At 68.3% G+C, this 20,538-nt stretch carries 22 protein-coding genes; 8 read left to right on the forward strand and 14 right to left on the reverse strand.

The annotated features are described in order from the left end of the window. Positions 1-161: 161 nt before the first annotated feature. The 4 genes from AB0M45_RS22710 to AB0M45_RS22725 all read right to left on the reverse strand — a co-directional run bounded on the left by AB0M45_RS22710 (position 162) and on the right by AB0M45_RS22725 (position 2,747). Positions 162-485: a hypothetical protein gene (locus AB0M45_RS22710; RefSeq protein ID WP_364332497.1), complete on the reverse strand. Its 324-nt coding sequence runs from the start codon at positions 483-485 to the stop codon at positions 162-164. Between the two features lie 74 nt (positions 486-559). Next, the gene (locus tag AB0M45_RS22715; protein WP_364332500.1) at positions 560-1,702 is read right to left on the reverse strand and encodes an alkaline phosphatase family protein; all 1,143 of its coding nucleotides are present in this window, start codon (positions 1,700-1,702) and stop codon (positions 560-562) included. Positions 1,703-1,745: 43 nt separating this feature from the next. Then, positions 1,746-2,057 carry a nuclear transport factor 2 family protein gene (locus tag AB0M45_RS22720; RefSeq protein ID WP_364332503.1) on the reverse strand — a complete coding sequence of 104 codons (312 nt, stop codon included), beginning with the start codon at positions 2,055-2,057 and terminating at the stop codon, positions 1,746-1,748. Positions 2,058-2,117: 60 nt separating this feature from the next. Further along, positions 2,118-2,747 (reverse strand): TetR/AcrR family transcriptional regulator, encoded by a 630-nt coding sequence (locus AB0M45_RS22725; protein ID WP_364332506.1) that lies wholly within the window; start codon positions 2,745-2,747, stop codon positions 2,118-2,120. Between the two features lie 108 nt (positions 2,748-2,855). Between AB0M45_RS22725 and AB0M45_RS22730 the strand changes: the two genes are divergently transcribed. Genes AB0M45_RS22730 through AB0M45_RS22740 form a run of 3 tightly spaced genes read left to right on the forward strand, consistent with a single transcriptional unit; the run spans position 2,856 to position 5,090 of the window. After that, positions 2,856-3,935 (forward strand): aldehyde reductase, encoded by a 1,080-nt coding sequence (locus tag AB0M45_RS22730; protein WP_364332509.1) that lies wholly within the window; start codon positions 2,856-2,858, stop codon positions 3,933-3,935. A 10-nt stretch (positions 3,936-3,945) separates the two neighbouring features. Continuing rightward, positions 3,946-4,146, forward strand: a complete 201-nt coding sequence (locus AB0M45_RS22735) for a hypothetical protein (protein ID WP_364332512.1) — start codon at positions 3,946-3,948, stop codon at positions 4,144-4,146. Positions 4,147-4,205: 59 nt separating this feature from the next. Then, a complete protein-coding gene (locus AB0M45_RS22740) occupies positions 4,206-5,090 on the forward strand; it encodes an LLM class F420-dependent oxidoreductase (RefSeq protein WP_364332514.1) in 885 nt (294 codons plus the stop codon). Between the two features lie 24 nt (positions 5,091-5,114). Here AB0M45_RS22740 and AB0M45_RS22745 read toward each other — a convergent pair whose 3' ends face one another. Further along, positions 5,115-5,510, reverse strand: a complete 396-nt coding sequence (locus tag AB0M45_RS22745; protein WP_364332517.1) for a hypothetical protein — start codon at positions 5,508-5,510, stop codon at positions 5,115-5,117. Positions 5,511-5,740: 230 nt separating this feature from the next. Then, positions 5,741-6,316, reverse strand: a complete 576-nt coding sequence (locus AB0M45_RS22750; RefSeq protein ID WP_364332520.1) for a class I SAM-dependent methyltransferase — start codon at positions 6,314-6,316, stop codon at positions 5,741-5,743. Positions 6,317-6,488: 172 nt separating this feature from the next. Between AB0M45_RS22750 and AB0M45_RS22755 the strand changes: the two genes are divergently transcribed. Beyond that, on the forward strand, positions 6,489-8,771 hold the full coding sequence (locus AB0M45_RS22755; protein WP_364332523.1) for an excinuclease ABC subunit UvrA: 2,283 nt from the start codon (positions 6,489-6,491) through the stop codon (positions 8,769-8,771). A gap of 2 nt (positions 8,772-8,773) precedes the next feature. Here AB0M45_RS22755 and AB0M45_RS22760 read toward each other — a convergent pair whose 3' ends face one another. Beyond that, the gene (locus AB0M45_RS22760; protein ID WP_364332526.1) at positions 8,774-9,631 is read right to left on the reverse strand and encodes a helix-turn-helix transcriptional regulator; all 858 of its coding nucleotides are present in this window, start codon (positions 9,629-9,631) and stop codon (positions 8,774-8,776) included. Between the two features lie 100 nt (positions 9,632-9,731). On the opposite strand from AB0M45_RS22760, the gene AB0M45_RS22765 reads away from it, so the two are divergent. Then, on the forward strand, positions 9,732-10,451 hold the full coding sequence (locus AB0M45_RS22765; RefSeq protein WP_364332529.1) for an SDR family oxidoreductase: 720 nt from the start codon (positions 9,732-9,734) through the stop codon (positions 10,449-10,451). A 23-nt stretch (positions 10,452-10,474) separates the two neighbouring features. On the opposite strand, the gene AB0M45_RS22770 is transcribed toward AB0M45_RS22765, so the two are convergent. The 3 genes from AB0M45_RS22770 to AB0M45_RS22780 form a co-directional block, all read right to left on the reverse strand. After that, a complete protein-coding gene (locus AB0M45_RS22770) occupies positions 10,475-11,647 on the reverse strand; it encodes a PQQ-binding-like beta-propeller repeat protein (RefSeq protein ID WP_364332532.1) in 1,173 nt (390 codons plus the stop codon). 367 nt (positions 11,648-12,014) lie between these two features. Further along, entirely contained in the window at positions 12,015-12,767 is a 753-nt protein-coding gene (gene fabG, locus AB0M45_RS22775; RefSeq protein WP_364332535.1) for a 3-oxoacyl-ACP reductase FabG, read from the reverse strand. 11 nt (positions 12,768-12,778) lie between these two features. Beyond that, complete coding sequence (locus AB0M45_RS22780; protein WP_364332538.1) at positions 12,779-13,927, reverse strand: acyl-CoA dehydrogenase family protein; 1,149 nt, start codon at positions 13,925-13,927, stop codon at positions 12,779-12,781. 56 nt (positions 13,928-13,983) lie between these two features. On the opposite strand from AB0M45_RS22780, the gene AB0M45_RS22785 reads away from it, so the two are divergent. Next, positions 13,984-14,586, forward strand: coding sequence for a TetR family transcriptional regulator (locus AB0M45_RS22785; RefSeq protein WP_364332541.1), 603 nt, complete (start codon positions 13,984-13,986; stop codon positions 14,584-14,586). A gap of 87 nt (positions 14,587-14,673) precedes the next feature. Here the strand turns inward: AB0M45_RS22785 and AB0M45_RS22790 are convergent, their stop codons facing one another. Then, on the reverse strand, positions 14,674-15,294 hold the full coding sequence (locus AB0M45_RS22790) for an HAD hydrolase-like protein (protein ID WP_364332544.1): 621 nt from the start codon (positions 15,292-15,294) through the stop codon (positions 14,674-14,676). Between the two features lie 178 nt (positions 15,295-15,472). Between AB0M45_RS22790 and AB0M45_RS22795 the strand changes: the two genes are divergently transcribed. Continuing rightward, positions 15,473-15,937 carry a hypothetical protein gene (locus tag AB0M45_RS22795; protein ID WP_364332547.1) on the forward strand — a complete coding sequence of 155 codons (465 nt, stop codon included), beginning with the start codon at positions 15,473-15,475 and terminating at the stop codon, positions 15,935-15,937. Here AB0M45_RS22795 and AB0M45_RS22800 read toward each other — a convergent pair. After that, positions 15,901-16,851 carry an AsnC family transcriptional regulator gene (locus tag AB0M45_RS22800; RefSeq protein ID WP_364332550.1) on the reverse strand — a complete coding sequence of 317 codons (951 nt, stop codon included), beginning with the start codon at positions 16,849-16,851 and terminating at the stop codon, positions 15,901-15,903. The genes AB0M45_RS22795 and AB0M45_RS22800 overlap by 37 nt on opposite strands. Before the next feature lie 85 nt (positions 16,852-16,936). On the opposite strand from AB0M45_RS22800, the gene AB0M45_RS22805 reads away from it, so the two are divergent. After that, a complete protein-coding gene (locus tag AB0M45_RS22805) occupies positions 16,937-17,227 on the forward strand; it encodes a VOC family protein (RefSeq protein ID WP_364332553.1) in 291 nt (96 codons plus the stop codon). A 35-nt stretch (positions 17,228-17,262) separates the two neighbouring features. On the opposite strand, the gene AB0M45_RS22810 is transcribed toward AB0M45_RS22805, so the two are convergent. Then, positions 17,263-18,696, reverse strand: coding sequence for a hypothetical protein (locus AB0M45_RS22810; RefSeq protein WP_364332556.1), 1,434 nt, complete (start codon positions 18,694-18,696; stop codon positions 17,263-17,265). 240 nt (positions 18,697-18,936) lie between these two features. Beyond that, the gene (locus tag AB0M45_RS22815; RefSeq protein WP_364332559.1) at positions 18,937-20,328 is read right to left on the reverse strand and encodes an amino acid permease; all 1,392 of its coding nucleotides are present in this window, start codon (positions 20,326-20,328) and stop codon (positions 18,937-18,939) included. Positions 20,329-20,538: the final 210 nt, after the last annotated feature.

Here is a 20,538-nt window from a genome sequence, read left to right on the forward strand (position 1 = left end):
CTCTCATTGTGGCGGACGCCGGTGAGGAGTGTGTCGAATGGTCACAGACCGGTCGGTCGCTATAGGTTTCGGGCACGCGCCGCGACCTGAGCTTGCTGTCCCTGGCGACCGCTTCGCGGCGGACTGGCTCGCCACCCATCCGCCGCGCTGACCCGCACCGGTCACTTGCGGATGAAAATGCCTGCTACATCGGCGTTCTTGATCGGGGTGTCGGCGTTGGCCTGAGCGCCGCACAGCAGGTCGACCGACACCATCGTGGCGTCCACCGCGGTGCCCGCCGGTTCGCGGTCGTCTTTGCTCTGCTGCTTGACGAACTTGGTGATCGTCGTGCGCTTGGTGTCCTGATCCTGCTTGATGTACTCGCTGCACGGGGTGTCGCCGCCGCGGTTGAGAGCGCGCTCGATATCGGTGCAGCCCGCGAGCACCATGGCGACCACCGCGATCCCCAGGCCGGTTCGGCCGGTCCCTGACAGCGTGGCGTTCATGGGCTCCTCCTGAAGGTTCGGGCACGGCGACATACGCCGCGATCGCAGTACACCCTAAGGCCCGGCCGCGCCGATCAGGCGCGGAAGACGCACAGCGGGACGTTCATCTCCGCCGGGGTGAGCGAACCATGGTGGCCGACCAGCCGCGACTGCATCGGCTCGATACCGCTGCGGATGACGCCACGCCGCCCCCGGGCGACCACGACGAGATCGCCGATGCGCTCGGCGATCGTGCGGGTGACCCTCGGACCGAACCAGCAGCGGGCCACCGCCTCGTCCCTGGTGAGCACCTCGAAATCGGCACCGAGCGTGTCCTGCCAGATCGCCGCGACGTCGGCGGCCGCGCCGGCCAGGGTGTAGACGTGCCGGGCGCGGGCCTCACCGCCCAGTTCGCGGACGCCCTCGCGCAACGCGTCCGTGGTGTCGAAATCGACGCGTCCGTTCAGTTCCACCATGCCGTGGTCGGCGGTGACCAGCAGCGCGGCGCCGGGCGGCAACTGTTCGGCCAAGGCGGCGGCGAGCCGGTCGGCGTTGGTGAGCTCCAATTCCCAGGAGCGGGACGAGGGGCCGCGCACGTGTCCGGTCAGATCGAGCTCGCCGTGATAGGTGTAGACCAGCGAGCGCGGCCCGCACCGCAGCGCGTCGGCCACGTTGGCGACGAGATCACCGAAGGATAGCTGCGGGCGGAACTCGCAGCCTCGCAGGACCGCCCTGGTCAATCCCGATCCCGCCTGATCGCGCGGCGACACCTGGGCGACGGCGATCCCGTCGGCTACGGCGCGTTCGAAAACCGTTGGGAGGGGCTGGAACTCCTCCGGCACGAGTTCGGTGCGCAGATCGGCTCTGCTCGGGTCGCCGTGCAGCCGCCAGGCCAGCGGATTCAACAGATGATCGTAGCCGGGAATGTTGAGCAGGTAACCGACGATCCCGTGCTCGCCGGGCGGCGAGCCGACGCCGAGCGAGCCCAGGCTGGTGGCCGTCGTCGTCGGGAACCCGGCGGTCAGCGAGACAGGCGCGAGGCCGGACAGGAACGGCGCCGCGGCGGGATTCGCGGCGAGCGCCTCGTAGCCGAGCCCGTCGATCAGCAGGACGCAGACCCGGTCGACGCCGAGCCCGAGACCGAGGCGGTCGTCGGCGCCCGGGACGCCGAGTCCGGCCAGAACCGAGGGAAACAGATCGGCCAGGGAACCCGTACCGTAACGAGGCGCGACGAACACGAACGTCAGGATGTCAACGTCGGCGGCCGGATGGCAAGGGCATTCAGGCCTGTCCGGTCTCGAAGCGGCTCACCTTGCCGTCGCGCACGACGAACCGCCAGTTGGTGCGCATCGAACCCCACCGTGAATTGGTGTAGTCGGCAACCAGTTCGGTGCCGTCGTCGCCGATGGACTCGATCCGCATGCGGGCGTTGCTGTCGAAGATCTCCGCTTCGGTCCACTGGGCGAGGTTGCGTTCCACGCCGTCGTCGGACATGGTCGCGTCGTCGGTGAGCACCGCGTAGAACCGGTCCTGATCGTTGGCGTTGAGCGCGTCGACGAACTCCTGCACCGTCGGATCCAGCTGGGCGTTCATCCGTGTCGTCCTCTCGGATCGATGGGGGAAGAATCAGACAGCAAACCTCTGGCGTCTACTTTAGGTCAGCGGCGGCGCGCCGGGCTCGATCAATATGGCGAAGGTCCGCATCACGTCGTCCGCCAGATCCGACGTGGTGGTGCCGAACTGTTCCGCGCGTTTTTCCAGCTGTCCGTCCAGCCGCAGCGAGGCCAAGCCGTGGCTCAGCCCCCAGTACATGACGGCCAGCGTGTCGGCTTTGTCGGCGGGCAGCACCCCCGCACGAACACATTCGGCGATCGCGTCGGTCAGGACCGCGAACGCGGCATCGCCCGCCGCCATGGCGGCGGGGTGCTTGTCGGGCTGGGAGAGCTCGGGCCGGAACATCAACCGGAAGTAGGCCGGCTGCTCGCGGGAGAACCGGAAGTAACTGCGAGCCAGCGCGGTGAGCGCGCCCATCGGCGTCGTCGCTTCGGCGCGGGCGGCCGCCAGGCGTACGGCGAGCAACTGGTAGCCCTGGGTGGACAGCGTCGCCAGCAGCGCGGCCCGGTCGGGAAAGTGATGGTACGGCGCGGCGGTGCTCACCCCGGCTTCGCGTGCCACTCGGCGCAGGCTGACCGCGGCGATGCCCTCGGTCTCGATCAAACGCAGGCAGGCGGCCAAGAGCGCGTCGCGCAGGGCGCCGTGGTGATAACTGGTCCGCGTCACCATCCGAGCGTATTCGACGTGCCCTGGACAACCTAACTATGCGGTGCTTAGATGATCTGAGCGGCGCTCAGATTTTCGCCGCGGTATCCACGCCACGAGACGGATGAACAGATGAGCACACGCGTATTGATAACCGGCGCAACAGGATTCGTCGCCGGTCAGGTCATCGCCGAGTTGCTGGAGCACGGCTACGCCGTGCGTGCAACGGTCCGCGACCTCGGCGCCACCGGCAAACGAGCGCACCTGATCGAGCTGGCCGAGCGAACCGGGGGCGACCTGGAGTTCATCCAGGCTGACCTGGACCGCGATGACGGCTGGACGGCCGCCGTCTCCGGCTGCACCGAGGTGGTGCACGTCGCCTCGCCGTTCCCGGCGACTCCGCCGGACAACGAGCGCGAGCTCATCGACACCGCGGTCGAGGGAACCCTGCGCGTGCTGCGCGCCTGCGCCGCTGCGGACATGGTGCGCCGGGTGGTACTGACCTCCTCGACCTCGGCGATCGCGTACGGGCACGCAGAGAACGCGCTGCGCACGGAGGCGGACTGGACGGTGGTCGAACGCAGCCCGGCCTATCCGAAAAGTAAAACGCTGGCGGAGCGGGCCGCCTGGGATTTCGTCGGAAAGCTGCCCGCCGGCGACGCATTCGAGCTGGTCGTCATCAATCCCGGCATGGTGCTCGGACCGGTGCTGTCCACGGCGACGAGCACCTCGCACGAACCGGTGCGCAGACTGCTGGCCCGTGGCATGCCCGGCACAATCCGGGTCGGCTGGGCTCCGGTGGACGTGCGCGATCTCGCGGTGGCACACCGTCTTGCGCTGGAGACGCCCGCGGCCGCGGGCAACCGCTATATCTGCGCGGGCGAGCACCTGTGGATGGGAGAGATTGCGCGCATCCTCGCCGAGGAGTTCGGCCCGCGTGGGTTCCGGGTGCCGACCAGGCAGCTGCCGGACTGGGTGGTGCGCGCGGTGGCGATCTTCGACAAGGGCATTCGGCTGACCCTGCCGATGCTGGGACGCACCGAACGGTTCAGCGTCGAGAAGGCCCGCCGCGACCTGGGCTGGACCACCCGCCCGGTGCGGGAGACGGTGTTGGACACCGCCGAAAGCCTGCTCCAGCACGGGATCGTCGGGGCGCCGACCCAGCGGAAGACCGGGTCGCGCCCAGCGGCCGCGCCGGCCGCGCGCGTGTGAGGAGCACGTCATGCTGATCGCGGCACTGATCATCACCACGGTCGCCATGGTGCGACGCTGGTTGGGACGCCGGGCCGTGGGCGCGAACGCCGCCGAACGGCGGTCTGCCGGGCCGGTCCGGCGGGCGTTGCGCCGTTCGGTTCCCCTGGCCGCGAGCATCGTGGCGCTGCTCGGGATCGCCGTTGCCGCGGGCGCGATCACTCAGTGCTGAACAACCCCTAGGCGGGGGCCGGAGTGAACGCGCGTTGCCCGGTTCGCTAGACAAGACGCGTGACTGCGCAGCGCCCCTTCCGGTTCGGTGTCAACATGGTGGTCCCCGAGTCCCGGTCGAAGTGGATCGAAAAGTGCCGTAGGGCAGAGGAACTCGGCTTCGACGTGGTCGGCGTCGCCGACCATCTCGGCCTGCCTGCGCCGTTCCCCGCGATGATCCTGGCCGCCGAGGCGACCGAGCGGGTGCGGTTGAACACGTTCGTGCTCAACACCGCGTTCTACAATCCGGTGCTGCTGGCCCGGGACGTGGCCGGTGCCGATCAGTTCACCGACGGGCGAGTCGAACTCGGCCTTGGCGCGGGCTACGTGCAGGCCGAGTTCGAGACCGCAGGCATCGCGTTCGAGAGTGGCCGCAAACGCGTCGAGCACCTGGAGAACACGGTGATCACGCTGCGCAGCCTGTTCTGCGACCCGGAGTATCAGCCGCAGCCCGCGCAGCCGTCGGGCCCGCCCGTGCTCATCGGCGGCTGGGGTGATCGATTGCTGGGCGTGGCCGCGCGGCACGCCGACATCATCGCCTTCACGGGCGCGGCGGCCGCACGCAACGGCGGACCGCTGCAGATGGCCGGACTCGCCGAAACCGAGGAGCGCGTCGCCTATGTGCGAGAGCTGCTCGGTCCGCGGCTGGACCGGGTCGAGTTCAACATCCTTGTGCAGCGTGTGGTTCCGCCCGCCGAACGCGCGAGCGTGCTGGAGGTCTTCGGCCCTGCGCTGCCACCGGACGTCGCCGACTGTCCCGAGGATCACCCCATCCTGCTCATGGGTACCCCCGAGGAGATGGCCGAACGCCTGCGCGATCGTCGCGACCGCTACGGCATCAGCTACATCACCGTCCTCGAGGACAGTATGGAGAAGTTCGCGCCGGTCATCGAACTCCTGCGCTGACCCGCCTCGCCGGGCGGGCGAGGGTCAAGGCAGTGCGTCGATGATGACCCTGGGGTCGATCTGGCGCAGCCGCTTCGGGCGACTGGTCAGGCAAGGCCAGTCCCGGCAGACCGCCTCACGGGTGGCGTGGCCCGCCGCGGTCAAGGCTGCCGCGCCGTGCGCCACATGCAGCCGGTGTGCGGGCGCTCGATCGAACGACGGGATAACGGTGTGTGGCAGGTCGACCAGCACGGTCAGGATGTCGAGCCGGTCGTCGGGAATGTGGGTGCGCGCCACCGCGAGGACGGTGCTCGGCACGATGATGGTGTTGCCCGCGTCGACCGTCGCCCAGACGACCGCCTGGGCGTAGCTGGCGCGATGAACGAATGCGACGACCGCGGCGGCGTCCAAGACGACGCCGCTCAGCGCCGGGGCGGTCACGCCGCGCCGGGACGCGGTTCGCCGACCTCCTCCCCGGATAGTAGGGGTAGGTTCTGGGCGCGGCGGATCAGCTGGAAAGAGCTTCGCGCGCCGAAGATCCGCGCGTGCGCACGACGCGGCCGAGCGACGGCGTCGCCGGGCATCGTGACGGTGACCTTTCGCGTTCTATGCTCCCGTGGCGACGGCATGCCACGACTTTAGCCCGGCGCCGCGCCCGCTGGGAGGGTCGATCACTCGGGCTTGCGCCAGAGCAGGGTGTAGCGCCACATAAGTCGCCGTCGCAGCCGGGTCCCGGGCAGGAGTTCCGCTGCGGCCGAGCGGATTTCGTCGTAGCACTCCTCGGGATGGCGTATCCGTGCGCCGGGACCGCTCTTCCCGCGCATGACCTCCATCGCCCGGATGACGGGCAGCAAAGGTATGTAGTGAAAGTCGTTACGGGGCGTCATTTTCCACAAGCCGACGACGGCAAGGGTGCCGCCCGGTGCGACCAGGCGCCGCAGCGCGGACATACCCGCGCGCAGCGGGACGTGGTGCAGCGTCGCCACGGTGGTAACGACGTCGAAAGTACCTGGATAATCCAGGAAATCGGCCTCTTGGAGCCGCACGCCGGTGGCGGCGGGCGCTTGCGCGAGGATACCCGCGTCGACATCGATCCCCGTGACCGCGAGCCCGCCGCGGGCCAGCTTCCGCGCCAGCAGACCGTCACCGCAGCCGATGTCGAGCGCTGTGCGTGCCGAGTGCGGAACCTGTTTCAGCAGCCATGGGTGGTAGTGGGTGTTGTGGTTCCAGTAGGGGTCGTCGCGCACGTTTTTCACCTTAGAGGGGGAGCTTCGGCGGCCATGTCCGCTGAAGCGCGGGCGGCTGATGCCACTGGCCACTACGGGCTGCTCGGCCGGCCGAGCATTCCCTGGCAGATTATGTGATCTTCATCACATTGCACCGCGCATTTTGTCGGTATTCGATGGCAAGGTGTTCGGCATGTCTTTCGCCGAATCAGCCGTAGTTCCCGACGTCATCCGCGTCCTCAGGGCCAGCGAGCACAATCTGCGTGACGTATCGCTGGAGATCCCCAAGAACAAGATCACGGTCTTCACCGGTGTCTCCGGTTCCGGCAAGTCGTCGATCGTCTTCGACACCATCGCCGTCGAATCGCAGCGCCAGCTCTACGCCACCTTTCCTGCGTTCATCCTCAACTTCCTGCCCCGCTACGAGCGCCCGCACGCGGAAGCGATCGAGAACCTCACCGCGCCGGTGATCATCGATCAGCAGCCGGTCGGCGGCGGGCCGCGTTCCACCGTCGGCACGATGACCGACATCTTCTCGATGGTGCGGGCCATGTTCGCCCGATTCGGTTCGCCCTCGGCGGGTTTCGTCTACAACTACTCGTTCAACGTGCCGCAGGGTATGTGCCCGGATTGCGACGGTCTCGGCGTCACCGTGCGCGCCGATCCCGATCGGCTGCTCGACCGGACGAAGTCGCTCAACGAGGGCGCGATCCTCCTGCCGGGTTACGGTGTGGGCAGCGGTGATTGGCAACTGTATGGCAAGTCCGGCCGCTTCGACCCGGACAAGAGGCTCTCGGACTACACCGATGAGGAATTCCACGATCTGCTCTACGGCACCGGCGGCAAGGTCGAGCTGACCTTCAGCAAGGGCACCTGGAAGGCGAACTACGAAGGCATCGCCACCAAGTTCACCCGCACCCGGTTGCAGCGGGACACCTCCACGCTCAGCGAGAAAACCCGTGAGCAGATACGACAATTCCTCACCGAGGGCGTCTGTGCGAGCTGCGCGGGCGCCCGGCTCAACCAGGAAGCACTGGCCACGAAGATCAACGGCCGCAATATCGCCGACTGGTCCCGCTTGCAAGTCACCGACCTGATGGCGGTGCTCGACGAGATCACCGACCCGGCCGCGGCGGGTCTGGCCGGCGCCATCCGGACCGCGCTGGGGCGCGTGGCCGATATCGGCCTGGGGTATCTCAGCCTGGATCGGCCCACCTCGACCCTGTCGGGTGGAGAAGGACAGCGGCTGAAGATGATCAAGCACCTGTCCAGCACGCTGATCGGATTGACCTACATCTTCGACGAACCCAGCGTCGGGCTGCACCCGCGGGATGTCGGACGGCTGAACGATCTGCTGAAGGCATTGCGGGACAAGGGGAACACGGTGATCGTGGTGGAACACGATCCGGATGTCATCCAGATCGCTGACCACGTCGTCGACGTCGGCCCGCGCGCGGGCGTGCACGGCGGACAGGTGGTGTTCCAGGGCAGTTTCGCCGACCTCCGCGTGGCGGACACCCCAACCGGCGCCGGACTGCGCCGCCCCTTCCGCGTCAAGGAGAGCTTCCGCCCCGCCACGGGCGAGCTGCTCATCCAAGGTGCGGCGGTGCACAACCTGAAGAACGTGACCGTCGGGATACCCACCGGCATCCTGACATCCATCACCGGCGTCGCGGGCTCCGGCAAGAGCAGCTTGATCCGGGACGTGTTCGTGGTCGAGCACCCGGAGGCGATCTTCGTCGACCAGTCCCCGATCGCGGCGTCGTCCCGGTCCACGCCCGCGACCTATCTCGGCCTGATGGATCCCATCCGCAAGCTCTTCGCCAAGGCGACGGGAGAGTCTCCCGGCCTGTTCAGCTTCAACTCCGCGGGCGCCTGCAAACAGTGTGAGGGCCGCGGCGTGATCATCACCGAGATCGCGTACATGGATCCGGTGACCACCCACTGCGACGCCTGTGACGGGCGCCGCTTCTCCGAGGACGTGCTCGCTCTCACCCTGCGCGGCAAGTCGATCGCCGACGTGCTGGAGATGACGGCCGAGGAGGCGCTCGGATTCTTCGCGGAGAAGGCGCTGCACACCAAGTTGCGCACCATGAACGAGGTCGGCTTGGACTACCTCAGCCTCGGTCAGGCGATGAGCACGCTGTCCGGCGGCGAGCGGCAGCGGATCAAGCTGGCGACTCAGCTACAGAACACCGGAAGCGTCTACGTGCTCGACGAACCCACCACCGGCCTCCATATGTCGGACGTGGACACGCTGCTGGCGCTGATGGACGGTCTCGTCGAGCGCGGCAACACGGTGGTGGTGATCGAACACAACCTCGACGTGGTCGCCCACTCCGATTGGGTGATTGACCTGGGACCCGACGGGGGCAAGGACGGCGGCGAGATCGTCTTCACCGGCACGCCTGCCGAGTTACTCGCCCACCCGACCTCACTGACCGGCGAATACCTGCGCCGCTACAAGGCGGCATAGGGCTAGTCGGCGGACTCGGGCACCGTGAACCGTTCTGTGCCGGTGACCCGCAGCAGTTCCAGCGCCGAGGCCTCGCGGGTGCCCGGCGCCGCGGAGTAGACCACGACCGCTTGGTCGGTGTCCGGAACAAGCAGGGTGTCGCAGTCCAGGCGCAGCGTTCCAATATCGGGATGATCGATCGTCTTCGTTGCGCTGCGCCACTGCCCGGACAGCCGGGCGGTCCACAGCTGCTCGAATCGCGGACTGCGCGAACGCAGTTCGGAGATCAGCCGCAACAAGCCCGGATCGTCGGGGTAGCGGGCGCGTGCGCCGCGCAGGGTCGCCACGGAGAGCGCCGCGGCGTTGTCGGCCTCGGCGGGCGTTATCGCGACCCGTCCGCGCTCCGTGCCCAGGAAGCGCTGCCAGATGATATTGCGCTGAGCAGGCGGCCAGGTGGAGAAGTCACCGAGCAGTGCGGCCGCCATCGAATTCCACGCCAGCAGGTCGGCTTTCGCCGACAGCACCAGAGCGGGCAGGTCCGCGATCCGGTCCAGCAGGCGTAACACGCTCGGCCGCACCACCATGTCGATGCGGCCCTCCCGTGGCGGCGCCGCGTCCGCGAACTGGAACAGCAGCGTGCGGTCCTCGTCGTTGAGCCGCAGCGCGCGGGCGAGCGCGGCCAGCACGGAGCTGGAGGGATGCGGACCGCGCCCCTGCTCCAGTCGCACTACGTAATCCACGCTGACGCCGGCGAGCTGGGCGACTTCCTCGCGGCGCAGCCCCGCCACCTGCCTGCGCGGTCCAGCGGGCAGGCCGACATCTTCCGGCCGCACCCGGCCGCGCGCCTGCCTGAGCAGCGCGGCCAGTTCGGTTCGATCCACGTCCCGATCATGCCGCAGCTGGATACCGTTGGGGTGGGATCGGCGCTCCCAGGAGTCGGTGGCCCTGGTACGCCAGTGCCCCGAACGCGACGCTAGGACTGTGGCAGATACGACAACGGCCCTGGTGACCGGGGCGAACAAGGGATTGGGACGCGAAACCGTGCGCAGGCTCGCCGCTCTGAGCTGGCGGGTGTTCCTCGGCGCACGCGATGTCACGCTGGGTGAGGCAGTGGCGGCGGAATTCGCCGGACAGGGGTTGGCGGTCGAGTTCGTCCAGCTCGACGTCACGTCGGCCGCGTCCATCGCGGCCGCGGTGGAAACGGTCGGGCAGCGCACGGCCCGGCTGGACGTGCTGGTCAACAACGCTGGCATCGCGGGGACGCGAAAAACGCCGGAACAGGTCGATGCCGCCGATTTTCGCGCGGTGTTCGAGACCAACGTCTTCGGTCCGGTCCAGGTGACGAATGCGTTCCTGCCGCTGCTGCGCGCCGCGGCGCAGCCCCGCGTCGTGATGGTTTCCAGTGGCATGGGGTCGCAGGTGCGCACTTCTGATCCGAGCCGGGTGGAATCCACCCTGCTCGGCCTGCCCTATCCGGCGTCGAAGACGGCGCTGAACATGATCACTTCCCAGTACTCCCGCGCACTGCCGGGCATCCAGGTGAACGCCGCCGACCCCGGTTACACCGCGACGGACCTCAACGGCCACTCCGGCTTCCAAACCGTCACCGAGGGCACCGACGCCATCGTTCGTCTGGCGACCCTCGAACCGGACGGTCCGACCGGCGGCTTCTTCGACCGCACCGGACCGGTGCCGTGGTGAGTCGAGACGCCACATCGAGGAGGTCAGATCAACTGTCGGATGTCGCCGCGGAGTCGGTAGAAAAAGCCGCGCTCAGGCTCGTCCACGTCGTCGACCACGTAGCGGGCGCCGGAACGCCAAAGGTCCTTGGGGAACTGGACATCCAAGGATAACACGTGATCAGGGGAGACGGCGATTACACACTGCTCGCCGTTCTGCAGCACGCATTCGACGACAATGCCGGTCCCGGCGTCGGAGGTGACCTCGACGGTGCTGCTGGGCACCACGGCGGAGATCTCTGGAGCCGTCACCGACACCGTCTCGGGCAGCACACTCTGCTCGGCGTCGCGGATGGCGGCTTCGCTGACATCGAGACAGGCGAGGGTACCGGTGGTGGTGACCAGGTACAGCTTGTCGTCGTGGTACTGCATGGAAGAGGCCGAACCGCAGCCGGTGGCCCATTTCCACGCACCGCATCGCGAGATGTCCCAGCAGTACACCGACGAGCAGTCGTCCCCGGCGAAGACGCGGCCGTCCGGGGAGGTGGCGCAGGACTGTACCGGCGCATCGCACAGGTAGCTGATCCCCGCCCATTCGTTCTTGCCGACCACCTCGACACAGTTGTCATCGGTGCCGGCGTAGATCGCGTTGGAGTCCTGGCAGCCGGACAGGACCGCGCCATCGGTGTCCTCGTGACACACGCGGTATCCGCCTTCCACGTCGTATCCGGTGACCCCAGCGGAATGCCCGTGGTAGACGGCGTGCGAGTCGATCTGGATCACCCCGCCCTCGTCGCCGGGATTACTCCACAGCAATTCCCCGTCCCACTCGATCGCGGTGATGCCACCTTTCCGGTCGGTGACACAGAGGAGGCCTTCATGGATATCGAGCGAGCAGATGTCGATTTCGGCCGGAATTTCGTAGGCGACTCTCGGCACTGTGCCGGACAGGTCGTAGACTCGGTTGTCGTCGCACGCGGCGTAGATCCAGAAGCCGTCGGCCACAAGGCATTTGACCGCATCAGGCAGTCGGAAGCGGCCGGTGACCACGCCCTCCGGTGTCAGGGTGAACACGTCACCGCTCTCAGTGCCCACCCAGCAGCCGCGTTCGCCGACGACGATACCGGAGGCGATTGCGCCGGAATGGAAGCTCCACAGCACCGGCGCGGGCATCACCTCCTCGGACGGACCGAGATCGGTGTTGTTCCCGATTGCCATACTCGCCTCCCTGCTGTGTCGGATCAGAACGCGACAAGTTAGCAAGGGGCATCGACGTCCGGCGAACGCGCCTGCCAGTCTTGGGAATTCGGCGCCTCGGCGTCTCCCGGCTGTCCAGCGGGGCAATCCCGAAACCTCGCGATCATGACGCCGCCGCCTATGCCGCTGCTGGGTAACCGGCTGCGCCACAACGGCACATGCGGCGGGTCAGCCAGTGCACCGAAACCCTCTGCCCCGGAGCGGCCGACCACCCGGTCGCCGCAGTGAGCACCCGAGCACACTGCGACGCGCACAGCAAGACCCCCACCAGTCGGCGAGCATCGAAATCCGCAGGACCACGACCACGCCGCAAAGGTCGCGAGTTCAGCTAGCGCGCGCCGCCGTTGACGTACAACGTCTGGCCGCTGACGTAGCTCGCCTCGTCGCTGGCGAGGAAGGCGATGACCGCCGCGACCTCCTCGGGCTGCCCGACTCGGGCCAGCGGCGTGCGTTCCGCGACGGATTTCTGATGGTCTTCGGCGGACATGCCGACCCGGTTCGCCGTCGCCGCGGTCATCGCCGTGGCGATATAGCCGGGCGCTACCGCATTCACGGTGATGTTGTAGCGGCCGAGTTCGATGGCGAGCGTCGCGGTCAAGCCCTGGATGCCCGCCTTGGCGGCCGCGTAGTTGGCTTGGCCGCGATTGCCGAGCGCCGACCGGCTCGACAACGACACGATCCGGCCGTACCGCTGGGGCACCATGAACGTCTGCGCGACCTGCGCGCAGTGGTATGCGCCGGTCAGGTTGACCGCGAGCACGGCGTTCCAGTCGTCCTCGGACAGGCGGAAGAACAGCTCGTCACGGGTGATGCCCGCGTTGTTGACCAAGATCTGCGGGTTGCCGAGATCGCTTGCGGCGCTGTCGAACGCTGCCTGGACCGACGCGCGATCGGTGACGTCGCAGACGTAGCTGTGCGCCACGCCGCCCGCCGCGGTGATCTGCGCGGCGGTCTCGTCGGGCGAGTTGCGGTCCAGCACGGCGACGGCCGCGCCCTCCGCGGCCAGGCGCAGCGCCGTGGCCGCGCCGATGCCTTGGGCGGCGCCGGTGACGACGGCGACTCGATCGGTGAAGCGTTCCATCGGTGGTCCTCTCAGAATGCGGCCACGCCGGTCAGCGCGCGCCCGATGAGCAGTTTCTGGATCTGGCTGGTGCCCTCGTAGAGGGTCATCACCTTGGCGTCGCGCAAGTACTTGCCGACGGGGAATTCGTCGATATAGCCGTACCCGCCGAACACCTGCACGGCCCGGTCCGCCGCGCGGACCGCGGCCTCGGAGGCGAACAGCTTCGCCTTCGAGGACTCCACCGCGAACTCCTTGCCGCGGTCGATGAGGTCGGCGACCCGCCAGACCAGCAGCCGGGCCGCGTCCACGTCCAGCGCGATGTCGGCGAGCAGTTCCTGCACGAGTTGGTGTCCCGCGATGGGCTTGCCGAACTGCTCGCGTTCGGTGGCGTAGCCGACCGCGGCGTCCAGGCACGCCTTCGCCAGGCCGACGCACCCCGCCGCGACCGACATGCGGCCCTTGGCCAGCGCCGCCATCGCCACGGTGAAGCCCTTGCCCTCGGCGTGCAGCCGGGCGCTGTCGGGTACGCGTACCCCGTCGAGCACCAGTTCCGCGGTGGCCTGTCCGCGCAACCCGAGCTTGCCGTGGATCTCTCGCGCGGTGAAGCCGACGGAGTCGGTGGGAACCAGGAAAGCGGTGATGCCCCGATGTCCTTCGCCGCCGGTGCGGGCGAAGATCAGCGCGACGTCGGCCCACGTGCCGTTGGTGATGAACATCTTGGTGCCCGATAGCACCCAGTCGTCGCCGTCGCGCACCGCGCGGGTGCGCAGCTGGGCGGCGTCGGACCCGCTGCCCGGCTCGGTCAGCCCGAAGCAACCGAGCGCCTCGCCCGCGGTGAGGCGCGTCAACCAGGTCCGCTTCTGCTCCTCGGTGCCGTAGTGGTGAATCGACTTGGCGACCAAGCCGAGCGAGACCGACACGATGCCGCGCACGGCCGAGTCGCCGCGCCCGAGTTCCTCCAGGACCAGGCAGTAGGTCAGATGGTCGCCCGCGCTGCCGCCGTACTGCTCGGGGATGGTGAGTCCGAGGAAGCCGAGTTCGCCCAACCGGCCGACGATCGCCCGGTCGACGGACTCCTCGCGATCCCATCGTGCGGCGTGCGGCGCGATCTCGCGATCGACGAAATCGGCTGTCAGCTGCCGCGCCGCGGTCTGCTCGTCGGAGAGTTCGAGGTTCACGGGCGGTAGGCTAACGGCAAATAAACTAACAGTGCAAGTTTTTCAGAGGAGGTCGCGTGGGAAGACCGCGCCAACCGCTGCTCAGCCGGGAGCGCATCGTGTCGGCCGCGCTGGCGGTGGTGGACGCGGACGGCCTGGACGCGGTATCGATCCGGCGACTGGCCGCAGAACTCGGGGTGCGCGGGCCTTCGCTCTACAACCACGTCGCCACCAAGGACGACCTACTCGACGCGATGGTCGACACGGTGGTCGCCGAGGTCGATCTCTCGATGTTCACCGGCGGGCCGGACTGGCGCGGCGCGCTGGAGGTCTGGGCGCGGTCCTATCGCGCGGCGCTGGCACGGCATCCCCGGTTGGTGCCCGCGTTGAACCAGGGGATGGGCCGCCGCCCGAACGCGCTGCGCCAAGCCGACGCGGTGTTCGGCGGCTTGGTCGCGGCAGGCTGGCCACGGCGAGCGGCCACCGAGGTCGGTGCGCTGCTGCGCTTCTTCGTCACCGGCTCGACGCTGGGGTCGTTCGCGGCGGATTCCCCGACGACGCGGCGGTCTACCGCGGCGCGTATCCGCACCTGGACGAGGCGCACCTGCTGGCGGGTCGGCAGCGGGAGATCGATGACGCCGCGTTCGACACCGGGTTGCAGGCGCTACTGGACGGGCTGACGCTGCGTTTCGAGGCGCTGCGCTGACGCGAATTGATCAGCTGACTGAGCAGGCTGCTCGACCGAGCCGCCGGTCGGCAAGCACTGTCTAACCGGCGGCGACCGTGCCGAACTCCGCTGCGAGCCAGCCGGGAAACTCGGTGAGGTCCGCGAGCACCACGTCGGCGCCCGCCGAACGCAGTTCGTCCGCCGTGCAGGGCCCGGTACTGACGCCGACCGCGAGGACCCCCGCGGCCTGTGCTCCCTGCATGTCGCCGACGTGGTCGCCGACGAACAGATCGGCCCTCTGCTCGCGCAGCGTCGCCGCCTTGCCCGCCGACCAGAGATCGCCCGCGAGATGGTCGATCCGCCAACCGAGTTCGTCGATGTGCAGCCGTGCGAGCGGGGCGTGCTTGCCCGTGACCACGAGCACCCGCCCGCGGCGGGCCCCGATCGCCGCCAGCGCGGCCTCCGCGCCCGGCATAGGCGGGATGGTCGACACCAGCGTCGGATACAGCGCGCGGTACCGGATGATCAGATCAGGGACCAAGCTCTCGGGAGCGCCCGCTTCGACAAGCAGCGTAGCCAGCGGTGGTCCGAGCCGATCGGCGAACGCCGTACCGCTCAGGGGCAGGTCGAATTCGGCGGCGAGGGTGTCGATGGCCCGCGCGACGCCGGGCCGCGAGTCGATCAGCGTCATGTCGAGGTCGAAGCCCACGGTCCAGGTCACCACTCGACCCTAGATGCCGGTGCTGCCGCGCGCAGATTCGGCTGCTGATCGGTGGCGCAGGGCAGGTCGATCTTCATGTGTGTGAGTCGGGCAGCCACGTTTCTGGGCGAGGTGCAGCAGGCTGGGGTCGTGGGCGTTGACGAGCAGCAGGTCGGGGTCGGCCGCTTGCCGTAGTTCGGTGAGTCGGCGGTGGTTGGCCTGGACCTTTTTCCAGTCGGTAGAGGCGGTCCTGGTCGTCCTACGCGACGTCGGCTGTCCCCCCGATGAGTCCGTCCACCTCCTCCGAGCGTTCGTCGCCACGCTCATCGGCACTCTGCTCCGAGAGGTCAACGCCGGGCCCACCTACGGCACCACGGACACCGCCGGGATAGCCCGACGCCAGTCGATCCTGGAGAACAGTGGACTACCCGCGGTTGCCACCGCCGCGCAGCACCTCGCCCGATTCGACGGTGCCGCAGAGTATGAGTTCGCCATGAGTCTCGCGCTCGATGCGCTCCCTGCGCGGCTCGCCAACCGGTCGGGAAGTGTGAGCGACTACCCGCTCTGGCTGGCCAGGCCGACCGCGATCCAGGCGGACTGTGGTGACGAGTCGGGTGCGACTGGGCATCAGGTTGGTCGTGGCGGTGCGGTGCGCTTGGCGTAGCCGCTGATCGGGCTGATCTCGATCCGTTCGATGCCACTCAGCGCCCCGATCCGCTCGGTGGTGTAGTGGAACAGGGCGTCGGTGTCACGGCACACGATGCACGCCATCAGATTGTGTGGCCCGGTAATCGCGCCGACAAAGGCCGCTTCGGGATCGGCGGCCAGCGCGTTCGCGACGGCGACGAGACGGCCGGGGGTGACCGTCAACCACAGCAGGCTCTGCAGAGTGAATCCGAACAGCGCTGGATCGATCTCGACGTCGAACCCGAGCAACCTGGCGCGACGCAGTTCCTCGACGCGCCGCCGCACCGCGGATTCCGACCAGCCGACCGCACGCGCGAGCTGCGGATACGCCACGCGGCCGTCGGCGGCCAGCACGGGCAGCAGGCGCTTGTCCAGTTCACTCAGGACCAGCGGCGCGGGCGGGTCCGCCTCGGGCGCGCACACCGCCGCGCTCTGCTCTGGCGACAGCGCCGACATCCGGCCCTGCCAGCGGCCTCGCATGACATGCCGCAGCACTCGGTGTGCGTCGGCGGCGAGGACGGCGGGGTGGCGAGCCAGCTCGGGCAGCGGCGCTTCCGCCGGGACGCGGAACAGGCAGGCGAGTTCGGCCCCGCTCGAGATAACCGTTACCCAGGCGGTGTCGGCGCGGCGCGCGAGCGCGCGTGCCACCGTGGCCGTGGCATCCGGCCGCACCCGAAGGCGGCCAAGCCATTCGGCGTGGCCTGCGCGCTCGCTGTCGGCGACCCCGGTCACCCGAAGTCCTCCGGTCGACAGCAGCCGCCGGTAGCGACGGGCCAGGGTGCGCTCGGAGACGTCCAGCACGGATGCCAGCCTGCTGAACGGCGCGCGCCCGTCGAGCTGCAATGCGTGCAGCAGTCTCCGGTCGACGTCGTCCAAGATGACCGAATCCACCACGTCAGGGTAGGGCAGTGTCGGAATCCGGTGCATTCCCCGCGGTGACGCACTGTGCCCGGCACATCGAGGAAACATCGTCGGCGTGCGGAAAACGATTGATGCCATTCACCACACCGGAATCCTGACCCTCGATCTGGACGATCTCGAACGTCGCTACCTCGACCTCGGATTCACCCTGAGCCCACGCTCACGACACCTGCTGAGCGTGCGTCCGGGCGAAGCGCCCGTGCAGGGCTGTACGGCCAACCGATGCGCCCTGTTCGGCGGTTCCTCTATCGAACTGCTCGGCATCGTGGACGAGTCGGCGCCGGACCCGTGGCACACCGAGGCGATGGAAATACGTGCACCAGCCGGGATCGACCACTTGACATGACTACGATGCTTCGACCGCCTGAATGGTCCGGTGAGCTACGCCGTCAGGTGCGAGGGCAGCCAGGCGCGGGCTGCGTCCGGGTCGTCGAGACGCTCCCAGACGTCACGGATGACGAGCTGCACCGAGTAGGGGAGCGTAGCCGCAGGCATCGCGGCCGCCACCGCCCGCAGCAGCGGACGTGCCAGTTCCTTGTTGCGGTAGTGGAGCCCTTCTGCCTTCTTGGCGATGTGCTCTAATGTCCCGTAGAGCAGGCCCTCCGGTGCGGGATCACTCGTGTGGGCCCGCAGCACGTAGTTGTAGAGATCGACAGCTAGTGGCAGGTTGCCGTCGTCCGACGCCGAGTCGGCGCGGTGGAGGAGCTCGGGCCACTCCTGCTCTCGGTGCCGGCTGTCGACCTGCCACTTGATGTTCAAGTACAGCGAGGGACCGTCGCCGGGCGCATCCTTGTCCACACCTCGAGGCACCGCCCGTAGCAGGGTCATCGCGCGGGAGGCGCGCAGGTATGTGTCGCCGCTCATGAGCGAATCGAAGCAGGCGTAGGCGTACGCGCCCGCGAGCGTGAGCGGACCACGCACGTCCGGGTCCAGGTCGGGTGCGGCCAGCGCTGCGTCGATGTCCTCGGCGAGATAACCCCAGCCGCGGTCGGCGAGTGCGGCGAGTTCTGCGGGCAGGCGACCGGACTCGATCAACGCGGTCAGCGCGTACGGCTCCGGGCCGGCTATGTCGTCGTCGACGGGGTCGGGCGGTCGTAGTGAGATCGGGTCGGTGAAGTGGCACGCCTGCGGTCCGGTGAGCAGGTATTCCGGCAGCCACCTTCGAGCCGCTGCTTGGACCGACAACGCTTCGGTGTGGCGCTCATGCAGACTCGTCGCGTCGATGAGCGCGATCCATGCGTCACGAATAAGCGTTTGCAGTGAGAACGGCAGCACCTGAGCGGGAACCACGGCAACTACCTCGCGCAGCAGTGGAATCGCGAGAAGCTTGTTGTGGTCATGAATGACGAGCGCTTCCGCGCCGACGCTTTGAAGCGCGGTGTACGGCAGGTCACCGCTCGGGTCGTCACCATGCTCGACGAGCAGCTTAAGGTAGAAATTGATAGCCCACTGGGTCTGCTTCTCGTCGTCGGACCGTACCCAGGCTGCGGCCTGTGCCCAACTCTTGGTCACGGCGGGTTCGTGTGCGAGCGCCTCGGCAAGGCCGATGTCGTCGCTGACACCGTGGGCTATCGCCTCGGCCAGGAGTAGGCGTGCACGAAGGACGCCCAGGGGTCGCCCGGACCGCGCGAGGCAGTACGCGCCGATCAGCGCAAGCGGACCACGTGTGGTGGCATCCAGCTCCGGGCGGGTCAGCTCTCGGTCTGCCGCTTGGGCCGCCGCGAGCCATTCTCCGGCGCGCAGCGGGGAGGAGATCGCGGACGGAAGCCAGCCGGAGGTGAGTAGCGCGGCTGTCGTCGCCGGTATCCCGAGCATCGTAGAAGATTAAGTCTGGGATGTCTTTCGAGCCGGGGCAGTGTTCCCAATCAGGGTTGCTCGACATCGTGTATCCCTGTACTGCCCGGACGCGGCGACCCAGGATCGCGATTCGGTGGACGAACTGGCCGAGTCGCTGATGAGACCGTGGTGGCGCCTGTGGTGGGACTGACGCGGATTCGATGCGCGGGGTGGCGGGTCTGCAACGTCCAACGTGGATGCTGCAGACCCAGCGCAGATCTAGGCCCCCGCGAGCGTGGAGCGCTTGCGCCCGTACCCGACGTAGACCGCGATGCCGACCAGCACCCACACGCCGAATCGCACCCAGGTCAGTCCTTCGAGGGTAGTTGCGAGCAGTACGCAGCCGATCAGCGCGAGGATCGGCACCAGCGGGACGAATGGGGTGCGGAACGGGCGTTCACGATCCGGCTCCACGCGGCGCAGCACCAGCACCCCGACGCACACCACCGCGAACGCAGACAGCGCGCCGATGTTCACCAGCTCGACCACGATGTCGATCGGCAGCAGACCGGCGATGACGGCCCCGACCGCGCCGAGCAGCAGCGTCAGCCGCACGGGCGTCGCGCGCTTTCCGGTTGCCGCGAGCCCGTAGGGAAGCAGCCGGTCGCGGCACATCGCGAACATCAGCCGCACCTGCGCGTAGACGATCAGCAGCAGGCCCTTGGTGAGCGCGATGATCGAGGCGATCACGATGACGTCGCCGATCCAGCCGATGCGCACCGCCTTGAACGCGGTCGCGATCGGCGCGCTGTTGTTCAGCGTCGCGAACGGCGTCATGCCGGTGAGCACGGCGCTGACCAGGGAGTAGAGCAGGGTGGCGATGAGCACCGTGCCGATGATGGCGAACGGCACGTCGCGGCGCGGGTTGCGGGCTTCCTCGGCCGAGGCGGCAACGACGTCGAAGCCGAGGAAGGCGAAGAACGCGATCGCCGCGCCGCCGATGACGCCGCCGATCCCGAACGGCGCGAACGGCGTCCAGTTGCCCACGTCCGCGTGTGGGGCGCCGACGGCGACCACCAGCATGAGCACACCGATGGTCACGCCAACCAGCGCCTTGGTGATGCGCGCGGTGAACGTCACCTCGCCGACCAGCACCGCGACCACGGCGGCGATGATCAGCACGGCGGGCAGGTTCACCACGCCGCCCTCACTGGGCCCTGCGGTGAGGGTGTGGGGGATGGTGACGCCGAACAGTGAATCCAGTGCCGACACGGTGGTCGCGGACCAGCCGATCGCCACCGCGGCGCCCGCGATCACGAACTCGAGCAGCAGATTCCAGCCGACCAGGAACGCCGGCCCTTCGCCGAGCGTGGCATAGGTGTAGGTGTAGGCGCTGCCGGAGATCGGCACCATGGCCGCGAGTTCGCTGTAGCACAGCGCCACCAGCACGCAGACCGTTCCGGCCAGCGCGAACGACAGCATGATGGCGGGCCCGGCCTTCTCGGCGGCGGCCACGCCGGTGATCACGAAGATTCCCGCGCCGACGATGGTGCCGACGCCCATGGCGGTGAGGTCGAGTCGTCCCAGCCTGCGCGCCAGCGTGGGCGCGCCTGCCTGGGTAGTCGTGTCGGGCAGGCGGCGGCGCCATCGCCGGGCTGATGCGGTGGTCATGACTCCCTTACGAGAACGATCGGTCGGTCGCGGCTGGTGAGCCGAACGGTAGACCATTCTCGTCGCGGGGAGCGGCGCACTGTTAACTGGGGTGTTGCGGTCGATGCGGAAACGCACCGAGCGCATGGTCGCATCAGCTGCTGGACGACGGCGAACGGCGTGGCGGCGGCGAATCGAGGCTCTCGATTCGGGTGCCGGGGTCGCCGTAGT

The sequence above is a fragment of the Nocardia sp. NPDC051787 genome (genome assembly GCF_040681325.1).
In the GTDB taxonomy this organism is placed as follows: Bacteria; Actinomycetota; Actinomycetes; order Mycobacteriales; family Mycobacteriaceae; genus Nocardia.